Annotated in this window: 15 protein-coding genes and 1 rRNA gene; 7 read left to right on the forward strand and 9 right to left on the reverse strand. The window is 48.9% G+C overall.

Annotated features, from left to right (window positions below):
- The 8 genes from EVJ33_RS02950 to dnaA form a co-directional block, all read right to left on the reverse strand.
- A 16S ribosomal RNA gene (locus tag EVJ33_RS02950) occupies window positions 1-106 on the reverse strand; the annotation flags it as partial.
- Between the two features lie 224 nt (window positions 107-330).
- Complete coding sequence (locus EVJ33_RS02955) at window positions 331-1,320, reverse strand: HD-GYP domain-containing protein (protein WP_131434323.1); 990 nt, start codon at window positions 1,318-1,320, stop codon at window positions 331-333.
- 62 nt (window positions 1,321-1,382) lie between these two features.
- A complete protein-coding gene (gyrA, locus tag EVJ33_RS02960; RefSeq protein WP_131434326.1) occupies window positions 1,383-3,953 on the reverse strand; it encodes a DNA gyrase subunit A in 2,571 nt (856 codons plus the stop codon).
- Between the two features lie 22 nt (window positions 3,954-3,975).
- Window positions 3,976-5,904: a DNA topoisomerase (ATP-hydrolyzing) subunit B gene (gene gyrB, locus EVJ33_RS02965; protein ID WP_131434328.1), complete on the reverse strand. Its 1,929-nt coding sequence runs from the start codon at window positions 5,902-5,904 to the stop codon at window positions 3,976-3,978.
- Between the two features lie 54 nt (window positions 5,905-5,958).
- Window positions 5,959-7,077, reverse strand: coding sequence for a DNA replication/repair protein RecF (gene recF, locus EVJ33_RS02970; RefSeq protein ID WP_131434329.1), 1,119 nt, complete (start codon window positions 7,075-7,077; stop codon window positions 5,959-5,961).
- A 1-nt stretch (window position 7,078) separates the two neighbouring features.
- Window positions 7,079-7,294, reverse strand: a complete 216-nt coding sequence (gene yaaA, locus EVJ33_RS02975) for a S4 domain-containing protein YaaA (RefSeq protein ID WP_131434331.1) — start codon at window positions 7,292-7,294, stop codon at window positions 7,079-7,081.
- A gap of 135 nt (window positions 7,295-7,429) precedes the next feature.
- Window positions 7,430-8,569: a DNA polymerase III subunit beta gene (dnaN, locus tag EVJ33_RS02980; RefSeq protein ID WP_131434333.1), complete on the reverse strand. Its 1,140-nt coding sequence runs from the start codon at window positions 8,567-8,569 to the stop codon at window positions 7,430-7,432.
- A 196-nt stretch (window positions 8,570-8,765) separates the two neighbouring features.
- Entirely contained in the window at window positions 8,766-10,139 is a 1,374-nt protein-coding gene (gene dnaA, locus EVJ33_RS02985; protein ID WP_131434334.1) for a chromosomal replication initiator protein DnaA, read from the reverse strand.
- 358 nt (window positions 10,140-10,497) lie between these two features.
- On the opposite strand from dnaA, the gene EVJ33_RS15695 reads away from it, so the two are divergent.
- From EVJ33_RS15695 to EVJ33_RS03005, 5 genes are all read left to right on the forward strand, one after another.
- A complete protein-coding gene (locus EVJ33_RS15695; RefSeq protein WP_255417526.1) occupies window positions 10,498-10,632 on the forward strand; it encodes a hypothetical protein in 135 nt (44 codons plus the stop codon).
- Between the two features lie 276 nt (window positions 10,633-10,908).
- Window positions 10,909-11,043 carry a 50S ribosomal protein L34 gene (rpmH, locus tag EVJ33_RS02990; RefSeq protein ID WP_015880216.1) on the forward strand — a complete coding sequence of 45 codons (135 nt, stop codon included), beginning with the start codon at window positions 10,909-10,911 and terminating at the stop codon, window positions 11,041-11,043.
- Between the two features lie 165 nt (window positions 11,044-11,208).
- Window positions 11,209-11,562, forward strand: a complete 354-nt coding sequence (gene rnpA, locus EVJ33_RS02995; RefSeq protein WP_034780297.1) for a ribonuclease P protein component — start codon at window positions 11,209-11,211, stop codon at window positions 11,560-11,562.
- Window positions 11,563-11,664: 102 nt separating this feature from the next.
- Entirely contained in the window at window positions 11,665-12,525 is an 861-nt protein-coding gene (yidC, locus tag EVJ33_RS03000; RefSeq protein WP_131434336.1) for a membrane protein insertase YidC, read from the forward strand.
- A gap of 121 nt (window positions 12,526-12,646) precedes the next feature.
- Entirely contained in the window at window positions 12,647-13,189 is a 543-nt protein-coding gene (locus EVJ33_RS03005) for an HdeD family acid-resistance protein (protein ID WP_131434338.1), read from the forward strand.
- A gap of 16 nt (window positions 13,190-13,205) precedes the next feature.
- Here the strand turns inward: EVJ33_RS03005 and EVJ33_RS03010 are convergent, their stop codons facing one another.
- Window positions 13,206-13,958 (reverse strand): nucleotidyltransferase domain-containing protein, encoded by a 753-nt coding sequence (locus EVJ33_RS03010; protein WP_131434340.1) that lies wholly within the window; start codon window positions 13,956-13,958, stop codon window positions 13,206-13,208.
- A gap of 170 nt (window positions 13,959-14,128) precedes the next feature.
- Here EVJ33_RS03010 and mnmE point away from each other — a divergent pair, with 170 nt between their 5' ends.
- Complete coding sequence (gene mnmE / locus EVJ33_RS03015; protein ID WP_131434342.1) at window positions 14,129-15,508, forward strand: tRNA uridine-5-carboxymethylaminomethyl(34) synthesis GTPase MnmE; 1,380 nt, start codon at window positions 14,129-14,131, stop codon at window positions 15,506-15,508.
- Between the two features lie 15 nt (window positions 15,509-15,523).
- On the forward strand, window positions 15,524-17,410 hold the full coding sequence (gene mnmG / locus EVJ33_RS03020) for a tRNA uridine-5-carboxymethylaminomethyl(34) synthesis enzyme MnmG (protein ID WP_131434344.1): 1,887 nt from the start codon (window positions 15,524-15,526) through the stop codon (window positions 17,408-17,410).
- Window positions 17,411-17,414: the final 4 nt, after the last annotated feature.

Here is a 17,414-nt window from a genome sequence, read left to right on the forward strand (position 1 = left end):
CCATCAACGTCCCCCCGAAGGGTTCAGATGATTTCCTGCGCTCGACTTGCATGTATTAGGCACGCCGCCAGCGTTCGTCCTGAGCCAGGATCAAACTCTCCAAAGAATTTGATATAGCTCTTTAAAAATGACGAAGCTTGCGCTTCATTCAAAAATTGTAAAACTTTTTTGCCTCATCGTTCAGTTTTCAAAGTTCGTCTGCCGCTCTTAGCGACTCATTAATAATAGCACCTGCTTTATTATTCGTCAACTATAAAAATAAAATATTTTAAAAGAATAAAAAGGTGGTGTGTTCTTCATCGCCACTATATAGAAGAAACACACCACAACTCATTGAAATGCAATGATTCGAACTTCGTCTAGACGCGTCAAATCGTACATTTCTTTCGTCGGTTCGGATACGACAATCGGTTGTTCGACGCTCGTTGTATAGTTACGGATGGTCCCACGGATCCCACTGCTCAACAAAACGCTGCGACCGACTTCATAGAACCCAAGCAATGTGGCCAAGAGGGTAAGTGCTTCCTCATCGTAGGCTTCGTTTTGCCACATATAGAAATAAGCCTCTTCCGGTGTCAACGCGTCTCGAAACGTTCGTGGTGCCGTTAACTGACAAAAGCGATCTGCCACAATGAACAGTGGTGAGGCCGGATGGAGTGATCGCTCTTCTAAACGATGTGGGAATCCAGAGCCATCGAGCCGCTCATGATGTTCCGCAACCAATTTACTGACGCGCTGACGCAACGTTTGGTTTTGAGGCAACATCGCCATTGATACAAGAGGATGTTGATACAATAATTCTCGTTCCATTTTTGTGAAATAACGCATATGTGACCATTTTCGAATTTTTGCATAGCTAGCATCCGCAAAATATGAGGCGATACCATAGTCAAATTGAAGCCGATGTTCATCACCTCGATATTTCGACAACGTCTTCGCCACGAGTGCGCGATAAATCGCATGATGAATCACATGATTTTTACGAAGGGGTTGTTTCGTGAAAAATGCAACGATGGCTGATAACGGATAATCATGACGAAACAGTTGATGAACAAACTCTAGAGCCTCGTATGGGTTCGGAGCAATCCGTTCCTCCCATTGGTTATAGTGACGTTCATACTGAAGGATTTTCTCGCATAAATCACGTTCTTCTTCTTGTGTGAATCGACGGCGTTCCACCGGATCAACTTCAATCGCATCGACTTTTAAAAACCGAAGTAAGCGTAAGTGTTCATTCGTCAGTCTAATGCCGGCTTCTAAGGAAGAGACCGATGTTTTTAAGATCATCCCTACGTGAACGTTAGAAATAGCGAGTCGCATGATCATCCCTCCTGATTATATAAAAACAGGTCGAACGGAAGCTCCGCTCGACCTGTTTCGCCTTATTCGGTCACTTCAGACGACAGGTCGGTCTCTGGTGCTTCACCATCAAACCCATTCTCCATCTCATCTGCTGATTCCTCTTCTAGCTCATCTTTTTTCAATTTAGCGATTGTTGCCAAACGATCGCCGTCCTCGATATTCATCACTTTCACACCGCGTGTGCTACGTCCCATTTGCGAAATCGTCTGGGAATCGATTCGAATGGCGACACCGAGCTCGGTCATGAGCATGATATCATCGTCCTCATCCACGACTCGCATGCCGACGACGGTACCACGGTCGGTCTTGATCCCGATAATTCCAGAACCGCCTCGACCTTGCGTACGGAATTGTTCCATGGCGGTACGTTTTCCGTAACCTTTTTCCGTAATGATCAATACGTCTTGCGTCGGTCGTACGATTTCCATCGAGACGACTTGATCGTCATCCTTCTTCAAACGGATGGCTCGGACTCCTCGGGCGGTACGGCCCATCGAACGTACTTCACCTTCGAGCGGGAAGCGAATCGACATCCCTTCGCGCGTCACAATCAACATCTCATCGTCACTCTTCGCGAGGCGGACCGTGACGAGTTCATCGGTGTCATTCAAGCTGATAGCTCGAAGTCCGTTTTTATTGATGCGGGCATACGCTGAGAGCGGTGAACGTTTGACGAGTCCTTGTTTCGTAATAAATACGAGTGACAATTGCTCATCCGCTACTTCCGCTTCCGAATCTTCACTTCCATCCTCAACGATGGCTTTGTCTGCCAAGTAGCTATTGAAGTCGACCGGGATCATCGTTTCGACTTTCTCGCCTTTATCGACTTGCAATAAGTTGATAATCGGCATCCCTTTCGCTGTCCGGCTCATCTCTGGGATTTCATAGCCTTTCAAGCGGAAGACGCGACCGAAGTTCGTAAAGAACAAGATCGTATCATGCGTCGAAGCTGACAAGAGACGTAACACGAAATCTTCATCGTTCGTGCCCATTCCTTGCTTCCCTCGTCCACCACGACGTTGTGTACGATATGAATCGCTCGGGATCGACTTGATGTACCCTTCGCTTGTAAGTGTGATCATCATGTCGCGAACCGGAATCAAGTCTTCATCTTCGAGCTCGATGATGTCCGTACGGATTACTGTCCGACGTGCATCGCCATAACGCTCTTTGATTTCTGTCAACTCGTTGCGAATGATTTGAAGCAAGAGTTCTTCATCCCCTAAAATGGCACGAAGTTCTTCGATCAAGGCACGAATCTCGCGATACTCGCCTTCAATTTTCTCACGTTCAAGTCCAGTCAATCGTTGAAGACGCATATCGAGAATCGCCTGCGTCTGCTCGGTCGACAATCCGAAGCGAGCAATCAATTTCTCACGAGCCTCGTCACCGGTCCGCGTGCTGCGGATGATGGCGATGACTTCGTCCAAGTGATCGAGTGCGACACGTAATCCTTCGAGGATATGCGCGCGCGCCTCGGCCTTGTCGAGGTCGAACTGTGTCCGACGACGGACGACTTCTTTTTGGTGCTCGATGTAGTAATAGATCGCCTGTTTCAAGTTGAGCGTCTTCGGTCGACCTCCGACGAGGGCAAGCATGTTGACCCCAAACGTCGTTTGCATCGGCGTTTGTTTATACAAGTTGTTCAAAATAACGCTAGCATTCGCATCGCGGCGTACTTCGATGACGACACGCATCCCGTTACGATCTGACTCATCACGAAGGTCAGTAATCCCTTCGATTTTCTTATCACGTACTAAGTCGGCAATCTTTTCGACAAGACGTGCTTTGTTCACTTGATATGGGATTTCATGAACGAGAATCCGTTCACGACCATTTTTCAACACTTCGATTTCAGCTTTGGCACGCATCGTGATCGATCCACGACCCGTCTCATAGGCGCGGCGAATTCCGCTACGTCCTAAAATTTCACCAGCTGTCGGGAAGTCAGGACCCGGGATGTGCTGCATCAACTCAGAAATCGTGATATCCGGGTTATGCGTCAACGCAAGCACCCCGTCAATGACTTCGTTCAAGTTGTGCGGCGGCACGTTCGTGGCCATCCCGACCGCAATCCCGCTCGTCCCGTTGACCAAGAAGTTCGGGAACCGGGCTGGCATGACGACCGGCTCTTTTTCTTCTCCGTCAAAGTTAGCTTGATAATCGATCGTGTTTTTGCCGATATCACGGACGAGTTCCATCGCGATTTTCGACATACGTGCTTCCGTATAACGCATCGCTGCCGCCGAGTCACCGTCGACCGAACCAAAGTTTCCGTGTCCGTCGACAAGCTCGTAACGATAACTGAAATCTTGCGCCATCCGAACCATCGTCTCGTAAACGGCAGAGTCACCGTGCGGGTGATACTTACCGATAACGTCGCCGACTACACGTGCCGACTTCTTATGGGGCTTGTCGGCACGAATCCCAAGTTCGTTCATCGCATACAGGATCCGGCGGTGAACTGGCTTCAGACCGTCTCGTACGTCGGGGAGGGCACGTGACACGATTACGCTCATCGCATAGTCCATGAACGAGGTGCGCATCTCTTGGCTAATATTTATATCCTTGATATTTTCTTGTTCTGCCATTCGTTATTGCCTACCCTTCTTTTTAAATATCGAGGTTTTTCACGTAATGCGCATGTGATTGGATGAAATCACGTCGCGGCTCGACATTGTCACCCATGAGCGTCTCAAAGATCTCATCCGCCTCAATGGCGTCTTGAAGGTCGACACGAAGCATCGAGCGTGTCTCTGGATTCATCGTCGTACTCCACAACTGTTCAGGGTCCATCTCACCGAGACCTTTGTAACGCTGTACACTATACCGTGCATTTTCTGGAAGCTGTTTAATCGCTTCTTGAAGTTCACGGTCATTCTGGACATAAGTGACGTCTTTCCCGTGCTTCACCCCGTAAAGCGGCGGTTGCGCGATATACACATAGCCACTTTCGACGAGCGGACGCATGTAACGGTAGAAGAACGTCAAGAGCAACGTACGAATGTGGGCGCCATCGACGTCGGCATCGGTCATGATAATCAATTTATGGTAGCGTGCCTTCGCGAGATCAAACTCTTCCGCGATCCCAGTCCCGAGCGCCGTAATGATTGTGCGCACTTCTTGGTTGGCTAAAATTTTATCAAGTCTCGCTTTTTCGACGTTGATGATTTTACCTCGGATTGGCAAGATCGCTTGGAAATGACGATCACGACCTGATTTCGCTGATCCACCGGCCGAGTCACCCTCGACGATGTACAGTTCAGATTTCGAGGCATCTTTCGATGAACAGTCAGCCAGTTTCCCAGGTAATGAACTGACCTCAAGAATCCCTTTACGGCGTGTCATCTCACGAGCACGTTTTGCCGCTAGGCGGGCCCGGGCCGCCATCAAGCCTTTATCGACGATGAGTCGACCGACAGATGGGTTCTCGAGCAAGAATTGTTCGAACGTATCCGTGAAGAGCGAGTCTGTCGCTGTACGCGCATCGGCGTTACCGAGTTTCGTCTTCGTCTGTCCCTCGAACTGTGGCGACGGGTGTTTGACCGAGACAATCGCCGTCAATCCTTCGCGGACATCATCCCCTGAGAGGCTACCGTCGGCTTCTTTCATGAGACCGAAGCGTTTTGCATAGTCGTTGATTGAACGTGTGAGCGCCGTTTTAAACCCGGTCTCGTGCGTCCCACCTTCATGCGTCGGGATGTTGTTCGTGAACGAATAGATGTTGCTCGCGAATCCTTCGTTGTACTGAAGCGCAATCTCGACTTCAATCCCATCCTTCGTGCCATGTACATACACAGGCTCATCGTGGATTGAGGCTTTCGAACGGTTCAAGTGTTCAACGTATGACTTGATTCCGCCCTCGTAATGATAGTTACGTTCAATCGTCTCATCACTACGCTCGTCTTTGGCGACGATACGAAGTCCTTTATTCAAGAACGCAAGTTCGCGCAGACGTGTAGCGAGCAAATCGAAGTCGTATTCGAGCGTCTCTTCAAAGATATCTCCGTCTGGGAAGAAACGGACAGTCGTACCCGTCGTATCGGTCGTTCCGACGATTTCAAGCTCACCTTGCGGTACACCGCGTTTGAATGACTGGTAGTAGACGTTGCCGTTACGACGGACGAATACTTCAAGTTTCGTCGACAAAGCGTTGACGACCGAAGCACCGACGCCGTGCAGACCACCTGAAACTTTATATCCGCCACCGCCGAACTTACCTCCGGCGTGAAGGACGGTGAAGATGACTTCGACGGCAGGACGTCCAGTTTTCTTTTGAACGTCGACCGGAATGCCTCGTCCGTTGTCTTCAACGACGACTGAATTGCCTGGTTCGACCGTGACCGTGATCGTGTCACAGTGTCCGGCGAGTGCTTCGTCAATTGAGTTGTCGACGATTTCCCATACCAAGTGGTGGAGTCCTCGCGAGCTCGTTGAACCGATATACATCCCCGGGCGTTTACGAACAGCTTCTAACCCTTCAAGCACTTGAATCTGATCGGCACCATAATCTTGCATTTGTTTTTCGTTTTCGTTACTCATCGGTTTTGTTCACCTACTATACATGAATTGGTGTTCATATGGATTGGTCTTACGTTATACAGATTCCGTTTCAACTTCGCCTTGTTTCACGTGAAACACCTTTGCTTGTTGAATCGTTTCGTGAGCGATTCCATCGATATTTGTCGTCGTGATGATGGTTTGGACTTTCTGGCCCATCGTATCGAGCAGATGGGTTTGGCGATGGTCGTCTAATTCAGATAACACGTCATCTAACAACAGCAGCGGATATTCCCCGACCTCTTCATGGATCAGTTCAATCTCCGCTAGCTTTAAAGACAAAGCAGCTGTGCGTTGCTGACCTTGCGAACCGAACGTTTGGACGTTGCGATTGTTCACATACAACTCAAAATCATCCCGATGCGGACCAAATAACGTCACGCCTCGTCTTCGTTCGTTCTCTCTTATTTTATCAAACTTTTGACGATACGTTTCAAACATCGCATCTTTTGGGTAACGTTCTTTTTGGAACGTATCCGATACGTATTGAATCGTCAGTGTCTCCAAGTCACGTGTGATGCCGGCGTGGATTGGGCCCGCCCATTTTTCAAGCTGATCGATAAAATGATGCCGGCGTGAAACGATTTTCACGGCAAGTTCAATCATTTGATCGGTAAGCACCTCGAGTAATGTCTCGTCCCCGCCTTTGATGGACAGCTGTTTCAACAAGGCGTTCCGTTGCTTCAGTATCTTCAAGTACTGATTCAATTCATGTAAATAGACAGGACTTACTTGTCCGATTTCCATATCTAAAAACCGTCGTCTTCCTTGCGGGCTGCCTTTGACGATGGCGAGGTCTTCCGGTGCGAACAACACGACGTTAAAGGCGCCGACATAGTCGCTGAGGCGACGTTGTTCGAGGTGGTTCAATTTCGCTTTCTTCCCTTTCGGTGAAAACGTCAGCGACTGGACCGTTTCACCGGTCCGCTTATGAATCCGTCCCTCGACCATCGCCGCATCTGCCTCCCAGCCAATCAGTTCACGGTCTTGCGTCGTCCGATGTGACTTTGCGAGCGCAAGTACGTAAATCGATTCGAGCAGATTCGTTTTCCCTTGGGCATTTTCACCGATGAGAACGTTCGTCTGTTCTGAAAAATCTAGCTCGAGGGTTTCGTAGTTGCGGTAATTTTGCAATCGGATCGACTTTAAATGCACGTTAGTTACCCTCGATTTGGAAGTCTCCGAAACCTTCGACCTCAATCGTGTCCCCATCGCGTAGTTTGCGTCCACGACGTTGATCAACCTCACCGTTCACTTTCACTTGAACGTCCTCTAAGAAGAACTTCGCCTGGCCTCCACTTGAAATAATATCAGCCAACTTCAAAAATTGTCCGAGTGTTACATACTCGGTTGTAATCGACACTTTTCCCATGTCGTCACTTCCTTTCCTTCATACTTAGTACAAAAAATCGCCATACTTATTAGTTTATCGAAAAACGTCGAATAAGGCAAAAATGGGGATGACAAGGTGAAACACCTCATCATCCCCGAATCCGCTCAGTCTGACTTAAGACGTGCGGACTGGCAAGATCAACTGTAGGACGCTATCCTGTTCGACCGGACGCAAGATGAACGGACGCATCGAACCTGTGAACTGGATTTCGATCTCTGAAGCGTCAAGCGCCCGAAGCGCATCCATGACAAATTTCGAGTTGAATGAAATTTTTAACTCTTCTCCTTCAAGTGACAGGATGCTGACGCGCTCTGACACTTTCCCGACTTCTGGAGAATGAGATGAGACTTCTACCGTCGTCGCTTCTTCCGCGACAAACTTGATCACGTTGTTCCGATCAGCACGTGCAAGCAGTGACGCACGATCGATCGCTTGAAGGAAGTCCTTCGCGTTCATGCGGACCGCCGTACGGTATTCTTCCGGAATCAAGCGCGATGTGTCTGGGTATGCCCCGTCGAGTAAACGCGAGAAGAACGAGATGTTTTTCAAACGGAACAAAATTTGTTGGTCCGTCAACACGATTTCGACTGGTAATTCTTCACGATCCAACAATTTTGCAAGTTCGTTCAATGAGCGGCCCGGGACGACAACATTTTGGAACGTCAAATCGTTGTCTGTCTCAAATCGTGCCCGGCGAAGTGCCAGACGGTGGCTATCCGTAGCGACACACGTCAAGAATCCTTTTTCAGCAGAGAAGTTGACCCCTGTCAACACAGGACGTGTCTCTTGCGCTGAAACAGCAAAGCTAGTTTGACGAATGATTGTCTTTAACAGATCGGCTGGCAAGTAGAAACGACGCTCGCTCGAAAGTTCAGGTAGACGTGGATATTCATCCGGGTCGAGTCCGTTCAAATGGAATTCGGCTTGTCCCGACTCAATCCGCGTCATGAAGTTTGGCGATACTTCGAGTGTCACTTCATTCGTCGGCAACTTTTTAACGATTTCACCAAGGAAGCGTGCATTGAGCACGACACTGCCTGCCCGTTGAATTTGAATGAGTTCGATCCCGCCTTCTTCAATCGGGATTAAGCGTTCGATTGAAATCTCGGTGTCACTTCCTGTGAGCGTCAAGCCATCGGCATGAGCCTCAAGCTTTAATCCTGTGAGAATTGGAATCGTCGTTCTAGAAGCAACGGCTTTCGATACATCTTGTACGGCTTGCATGAATACATCTCGCTGAATCGTTAAATGCATGTGGATAATTCCTCCTAAGTGAACTGAGTCATATAGTTAATAATAATAGTATTATTTAAGTCATAATAGTAATAAGGGCTGTGGATACTGGGGATAAGTCACTTAAACCACTCGTATTGAGCCATTCTGCCTGTGAATAACTTGTGGATAACTAGGTGGGTTTATCCACAGGATATCCACAACGAAATCGATGCTGTTATGACAAAGCTTTCTTTAACGTTTGAATCGTCTCTTGCATCTCTGCATCGTGCTTGAGTAACGTACTAATTTTCTCATGGGCGTGGATGACCGTCGTGTGATCGCGTCCTCCAAACTCCTCCCCGATTTTAGGAAGTGAGCTCTCCGTCATCTCACGGGACAAGTACATTGCGATTTGACGAGGGAATGCGAGCGTCTTCGTCCGCTTTTTCGCCTTCAGCTCGTCGACTTCAATATTAAAGTGTCGGCCAACGATTTCTTGAATGTCACGGATGACGATCTTCTTCGCTTCTTGAACAGGCATGATGTTGTGTAACGCTTCGGCAGCGACATCCGGGTCAATCGGACGACCGACGAGCTTGGCGTACGCCACGACGCGCGTCAACGCCCCTTCGAGTTCACGAATGTTCGTGTCGATTTGATTGGCAATGTATAGCATGACGTCGTTTGCGATATCAAGCCCTTCCGCCGTCGCCTTCTTACGCAAGATGGCAATTCGTGTTTCAAGGTCAGGTGGTGTGATGTCTGTGATCAGTCCCCATTCGAATCGTGAACGAAGACGGTCTTCTAGCGTCGGGATCTCTTTTGGAGGTCGATCACTCGAGATGACGATTTGCTTTTGGTCGTTATGGAGCGCATTGAACGTATGGAAAAATTCTTCCTGTGTCTGTTCTTTACCCGCCAAAAACTGAATATCATCAATCAAGAGGACATCGATGTTCCGATAACGGTTGCGGAATTCTTCGGTCTTATTGTCACGAATGGAGTTGATGAACTCATTTGTGAACTTTTCTGAAGATACGTAAGCGATTCGCGCACCAGGCTTTTGCCCTTTCACGTAATGCCCAATCGCATGCATCAAATGCGTCTTGCCGAGTCCGACTCCTCCATAAATGAAGAGCGGGTTATAGGCGCGTGCCGGCGCTTCCGCCACGGCGAGTGAGGCAGCGTGAGCAAATCGGTTCCCCGAGCCGATGACAAACGTCTCAAAAATGTACTTGTCATTCAACTGCCCGAGGTTCCCTTCCTCTTTCGGCAGTACTGGAAGCGGTTGTTCTTTCATTTCTGTGGCAGCAATCGTTTCTTTCGATCCCTCCACAGGTGCATACTTGTGTGCTTGTGATTCCTCGATAAAATGAATCTCAAGCTTGTTGTTCGTCACTTCTTCGATCGTATCTTGTAACAATGACAAGTACTGACGTTCGAGCCAAGTCACAATGAAACTGGCTGGTGCGGACACGACGAGCGTCGTCCCCATCAACGAAATTCCTTCTGTTGATTTCAACCACATATCAAAGCTGGCTTTTGGTGTTCGTTCCTCTTCTTCAATCAGAGATAAAACATTTCTCCAAATCTCGCGAGCATTCTTCAATGAAAGACCTCCTTTACTCACATGTTGGCGAAACTTATTCACACGATATACACATACACTATTTTATAGTAGATACTAGGGTTATCCCCAGAGAACAAAAACTGTGGATAAAGTTATCCACATGGTGTTAATGTTGGGGATAACAGTTATCCACAGCCTGTGTATATCTTGGAATTGCTAAAAGTTCATCCACAAGTTTGTGCACATTCAGTTTATCAAAATAAAATAGACGTGGCAACGGTTTTCGATATTTATCCACAGACCACAAAAAGAATCCACAGGCAGTTATCCACATGCTGTGTATAGTGTGGATAAACTGTGGATATGTTGTGGATAATTAAAAGTAAGGAAACATAGAGTGGGAAAGTTATACACAAAAGAGGAAGAAGGAATTGGGGAGAATATTTTTTTAAGAGAAGAAAATGAAAAATTAAAAATCGGAATCGTAAAATTGTTGAAAGAAGAGGAGTTATTCACATATAAGTGTGGATAACTATCAGAATATGTGGATAAAATGGCTTTAGACAGCTGTTTGTAAAAAAGTCACTGTAAGAGTGTTAATTTTCAATGTTACTGATCGTTTCCGTTTCTTCTAGATCATGCCATCATGAGGCGTTGTCCCCTTCCCGCCTGATGGATTTCCCCCTAACGGAAAACCTGGCGAAAACTCATTGACATTCTAGACAACAGTTTATATAATCTTAAAGACTGCCTTAAATGAAACTATAACTTGCTAATAGAGCGTTAACCTTGAGGAGGTGCTTTAACAATGAAACCAACTTTCAACCCTAACAACCGTAAGCGTAAGAAAGTCCACGGATTCCGTGCACGCATGGCGACTAAAAACGGCCGCAACATTCTTGCAGCTCGCCGTCGTAAAGGCCGCAAAGCCTTGACTGTCTAATACAGATCATGAGATTGCCCGAGGAATTCTCCTTGGGCAATTTTTTTATATCGTCACAGAAGTCACACAAACGAACGGAAAAAACTGATTCGCTCTCGTTGAAATCTATGGGATATGGTATGATGTTAGTTGACGATTTTTGAAGCGAAGGATGGAGTGAGAATTTTGAAAAAAGAATACCGCCTGCAAAAGAATGAAGAGTTCCAAGCGGTGTTTCGTGAAGGACGCTCCGTGGCCAATCGTCAGTTTGTCGTCTACACACAGAAAGCGGATCAAGCGCACTTCCGGGTCGGACTTTCGGTCAGCAAAAAGCTTGGGAATGCCGTGGAACGAAACCGGATGAAACGATTGATGCGTGAATCACTCCGCTTGCTCGAACCAAACGTGGCGCCGCACAATTACGTCATCATTGCGCGCAAGCCTGCGACGTCACTGACGCAAGATGAAGTGACGGAAAGCTTGAAACACGTCTTTAAACGGGCTAAAGTTTGGAAGCAGAGACAAGTCGATCGATCGTAACAATCCGAGCTCGTTCTTTCATATATAACGCGAACTAATTAGGATTGACCGATAGACGTGTGATGAAACAAAAGAATCAATAAAGAAAGCGTAGGAGGAACTATGAGCAAAAAGCTAAAATTAGGATTGTTGGCCGTCATGACCGGCGTCATCATGTTGATGGCCGGCTGTGTCGACCCATCGACGATCCAAGGAGAGCCGATCACGGCTGAGACGGAAGGCTTCTGGTCACAATACTTTGTTTGGCCACTAGCATGGTTGTTGAAAGAAGCGGCTTACTTAATCGGTGGGACGTGGCAGTACGGTTACTCGATCATCGTTGCGACGATTATCGTCCGCCTCTTGATTTTACCGCTTATGATCAAGCAAACGAAGAGCATGGGTGCGATGCAAGTGTTGCAGCCAGAGATGCTCAAGTTGCGTGAGAAATACAGCTCGAAAGACCAAGAGACACAACGTAAACTGCAAGAAGAAATGATGAAAATGTATCAAGAGTATCAAATCAACCCGCTCGCGGGCTGCTTGCCAATCTTGATTCAAATGCCGATCCTCTTCGCGTTCTACGATGCGATTCGTCGGACACCTGAAATCTTTGAAGCGCAGTTCCTCTGGTTCGACCTCGGGGCGCCAGATCCAACGTTTATCTTACCGATTCTCGCGGCGATCTTGACGTATGCACAACAAAAAATCTCAATGGCGGGCCAAGAACAGAACCCGCAATTGAAAATGATGCTCTACATCTTCCCTGTGATGATCTTCGTCATGTCGATCACGCTTCCGGCAGCCCTCTCTATGTACTGGGTCGTCGGTTACATCATCTCAATCATCGTGACGATGGCAATCATGCTCCCGATGCGTGAGAAGATGAAAGTTCAAGCTGAAGCGAAAATCGCGGCGAAAGAAGCAGAACGTGCCGTACTCGCAGAAGAAGATAAGAAGACGAAAAAGAAAAAACGTAAATAACTGTTAAGGCTGTGGATAACCAATCCACAGCCTTTTTTTGTCGTTTCGGATGGATCAAGGCAGAATACGGGAATAAAGGAAGAAGTGGTCTATTTCGTTACATGGGAAAGGGGTCTTTCATATGGAGACACTCGTCAAACGGTTAGAACGGTCGACATTCATTCAGGCGGCGCTTTATGTCATCATCGGCTTACTCATCATCTTGTATCCACGCTTCTTTTTTGACGCGATCGTCTATTTGGTCGCTGCTTATTTTGCCATCATCGGTTTAGTTGCCATCGTTCAAGGGTTACGTCATAAACGAGACGGTCTCCCCCCTGGCTTCTTTATGGGAATCATCTATTTATTGATCGCTTTGATCGTCTTTTTCTTCGCTGAAACATTAGCGAGCCTGCTTCCGATTTTTATCGGTGTGCTGTTCTTGTTCGGCGGTATCATCCGATTGATTCAAGCCGTTGGGTTTCGCCGGACCATCGCCAATCGGTGGATGTACTTCATGCTGAGCAGTCTACTATGGATCGGAATCGGGCTCCTCATGTTGGCGAACCCGTTCGACAGCCTGCTCGTCTTGTTCCAACTGTTCGGTGGTTTTCTCATCGTCGTCGGAGTGATCGAATGGGTACTATACTTCACGCTGCGCTCCTCGAGACGTCAGCAAGGATAACGAAAAGCCGCTCACATCAGGAGCGGCTTTTTTCGCGTGCCATGAGACTGTCGAAAAAGGGGCCGATTTGTTCGAACGCATCGGTCGTCTCAAAAAAAGGACGTTCGGCTTCGAGGCGAGCGACATACCAACGCGCGGCCGTGGCATGATGGTCGGGTGTCAACGCTTCATAAAAACTCCGGAGTTCAATCCGCTGTCTGGCGGCGACGTCCTTCAATCCGAGTGCGGCCCGTTCAGCTTCATGATGAGCGGCGAGCGCGTAAGCGAAATGACTCATCCCTTGCCGGAGCATCTCGACGGCCCAAATGTCATTGCCGCGGTCACGGGCTTTCGTATATTGGAAAAAGAACCAAATCGCATCGAATACGTGTCCACTTAAGTCCTCATCCGACAAAGCGAGCGAACTCGGATGCTGCCTTAGTCGGTGTTCCGGATCATACAGCACCGTGATTGTGTCTTGATGGTTCAACGTATCCGCCGTCACCGTGAAGAAGTCGAGATGCAAGAAATCATCGTAGACGACGATCAGTTGGGGAGCCACGATATCGATTTCGTCCTCGAGCAGCAACGGGCGATATGTGGCCAGATGGTCGCGGCGGCGCGACAAGAACTCATTCAGGCTGTCAGGGGCGACCATAACGTACAAGTCGACATCGGAATGTTCGTCCGCTTCACCACGTCCGAACGATCCTTTCAAGAAAATGGCCTGCACGTCCGCATCGAAGATGAGGCTGTCGGTCAATGTGGCGATGGCATCTTGCTGTCGCATTTCATCACGTCCTCCATGGAAATATATTCCTTTATTGTACTAAAGTAATTCCCTGAAATGCAAGCATCGCTCGAGAGGTCGGACTCTTTCGTTCGAGACAAATATCGTGTATAGTAGGTGCGTTATGCATAAGATAAAGGAAGTAGTAAGAAGTATGGGAGGGAAAGATGATGCTAGAGTTTGACACGATTACGGCGATTTCGACGCCGATGGGTGAAGGGGCAATCGGAATCGTCCGCTTGTCCGGTGACCGCGCCGTCGAGACGGTGGCCCGTGTGTTTTCTGGAAAAGATTTGACTGAAGTGGAGTCACATACGATCCATTACGGAAAATTGAAACGTCCTGGCACGGACGAGGTCGTCGATGAAGTCATGGTGAGCATCATGCGCGCACCGAAGACGTTCACGCGAGAAGACGTCGTCGAAATCAATTGCCACGGAGGAATCGTCGCGGTCAATCGTGTCCTCGAACTGATTCTTGAACAACCGGACATCCGCTTGGCAGAACCTGGCGAGTTCACGAAACGCGCCTTTTTGAATGGACGCATCGATTTATCGCAAGCAGAGGCCGTCATGGATTTGATTCGTGCCAAAACGGATCGGGCCATGAACGTCGCCATGTCACAGATGGAAGGACGTTTGTCACGGCTCGTCCGCGACTTGCGCCAACTGTTGCTTGAGACGATTGCGGCGGTCGAGGTCAACATCGACTATCCGGAATACGACGCTGAAGAAATGACCCAAGCTATTGTCGAAGACAAGGCGGGCGAAGTGAAACGTGTCCTTGAGCAACTGCTCGAGACGGCGCGACAAGGGAAGATTTTACGCGAAGGGCTCGCGACAGCGATTATCGGTCGCCCGAACGTCGGGAAGTCATCGCTCATGAACACACTCGTTCAAGAGACGAAAGCGATTGTCACGGAAATTGCCGGTACGACACGTGATACGATTGAAGAGTATGTGAACGTCAAAGGCGTTCCGCTCAAATTGATCGATACGGCCGGGATTCGGGAGACAGAAGATATCGTCGAGCGGATCGGTGTCGAGAAGTCGCGCAAGGCGCTCGAGGGCGCAGATTTGATTTTGCTCGTCTTGAACGGGCACGAAGGACTGACCGTCGAAGATGAGGCGCTGTTTGAGGCGATTGCTGGGATGAATGCCATCATCATTATCAATAAGACGGACTTGCCACAAAATATGGATGCTTCTAAGCTGGAGAAACTAGCGGCGGGTCGCCCGATCGTGGCGACGTCCCTCTTATTAGAAGAGGGCATCGACGCATTGGAGAAGGCGATCTCGAACTTGTTCTTCGCCAAAGGCGTCGAATCACAGGATATGACATATATCTCGAATGCACGACACATTCAACTCATCAAACGGACGATCGACCAAATCGATGAGGCACTCGGAAGTGCCGTCATGAACATGCCGATCGATATGGTCCAAATCGATTTACGACGGGCGTGGGATACGCTTGGCGAAATCAATGGGGATACCGTTCAAGAAAGTTTGATTGATCAACTTTTTTCACAGTTTTGTCTTGGGAAATAATAAGGAGGAACAACTATGGCTTACACGGCAGGAGAGTTTGATGTCATCGTCATCGGAGCCGGTCATGCAGGGATCGAGGCGGCGCTCGCGTCGGCGCGCATGGGCGCGAAAACGGCGATGCTCACGATGAATCCGGACATGGTCGGATTCATGTACTGCAACCCGTCAATCGGTGGTCCCGCAAAAGGGATCGTCGTTCGCGAAATCGATGCCCTTGGCGGCGAGATGGCGAAGGCGATTGATGCGACGTACATCCAGATGAAGATGCTCAACACATCGAAAGGTCCAGCGGTTCGCGCATTGCGGGCGCAAGCGGACAAATTCCAATATCAAAATCATATGAAGAAAGTGCTTGAAGACGAACCAAACTTGTTGCTTCGTCAAGCACTCGTCGAACGACTCCTCATTGAAGATGGGAAAGTCGCCGGCGTCGTCACGAATACCGGGTCGGAGTACCGCTCGAAGGCGGTCATCGTCACGACGGGGACGTTTATGCGCGGTCAAATCATCATCGGTGAATTGTCGTATGAGAGCGGTCCGAACAACCAGATGCCTTCGGTCGAATTATCGAAGCATTTAGAAGAGCTCGGACTCGAACTCGTTCGTTTCAAAACAGGGACACCGCCACGTATCGACGGCAAGACGATCGATTACTCGAAGACAGAGATTCAACCAGGGGACGACAATCCGTCGCTCTTCTCGTACACATCGACAGATCTCGATCCAATCGAACAGATTCCATGCTGGCTCACGTATACGAGCGAGCGGACACATCAATTGATCGATGAGAACTTGCATCGTTCGCCGATGTACTCAGGTGCGATCAAAGGGACGGGCCCACGTTATTGTCCATCGATTGAAGACAAAGTTGTCCGGTTCAACGACAAACCGCGTCACCAAATCTTCCTCGAGCCGGAAGGCCGCGACACGGAAGAAATTTACGTTCAAGGCTTCTCGACGAGCATGCCGGAAGACGTCCAACATCAAATGCTCCGGACGATCCCGGGACTTGAGAACTCAGAGATGATGCGCCCTGGATACGCGATTGAATATGATGCGGTCGTGCCGACACAACTTTGGCCGACGCTTGAGACAAAGACGGTCGGTGGACTGTTCACAGCGGGTCAAATCAACGGGACGAGCGGCTACGAAGAAGCGGCTGGACAAGGCATCATGGCCGGAATCAACGCCGCATGCCAAGTGCTCGGCAAAGAGCCGGTCATCTTGGACCGCTCGCAAGCGTATATTGGCGTCTTGATTGACGACCTCGTGACGAAAGGCACGAACGAGCCGTACCGCTTGCTCACATCACGTGCCGAGTATCGCTTGCTCCTTCGCCACGACAATGCCGATCTTCGCTTGAGCGATATCGGCCATGAGGTCGGTCTATTGTCTCCAGCGCGTCATGCCCACCTTGAAGACAAACGAGCTGCCATCGCGGCAGAAGTGAAGCGTCTCAATGGACTCGTCATCAAACCGTCGGCAGAAGTGAACGCGGTGCTCGAAGAAGTCGGCGCGAACCCGCTCAAGGAAGCGACCCATGCCAGCATCTTGTTGAAGCGGCCTGAAGTGACGTACGCGACACTCACGCGCTTTGCACCGGCTCCGATCGAAGTACCGTTCGAAGTGGCGGAACAAGTCGAGATTCAAGTGAAATACGAAGGATACATCTCGAAGCAACTCGAACAAGTCGAGAAGATGCGTCGGATGGAAGAAAAACGGATTCCGGAGAAGCTCGACTACGATGCAATCGGTGGGCTTGCGACGGAAGCGAAACAAAAACTAAAACAAGTTCGTCCGCTCTCGATTGGACAAGCGTCACGTATTTCCGGGGTAAACCCGGCAGACGTCTCGATCCTTCTTGTCTATATCGAGCAAGGACAATACGCGACAGTGGAGTGAAACG

Source organism: Exiguobacterium sp. SL-10, assembly GCF_004337025.1.
Taxonomy (GTDB): Bacteria; Bacillota; Bacilli; order Exiguobacteriales; family Exiguobacteriaceae; genus Exiguobacterium.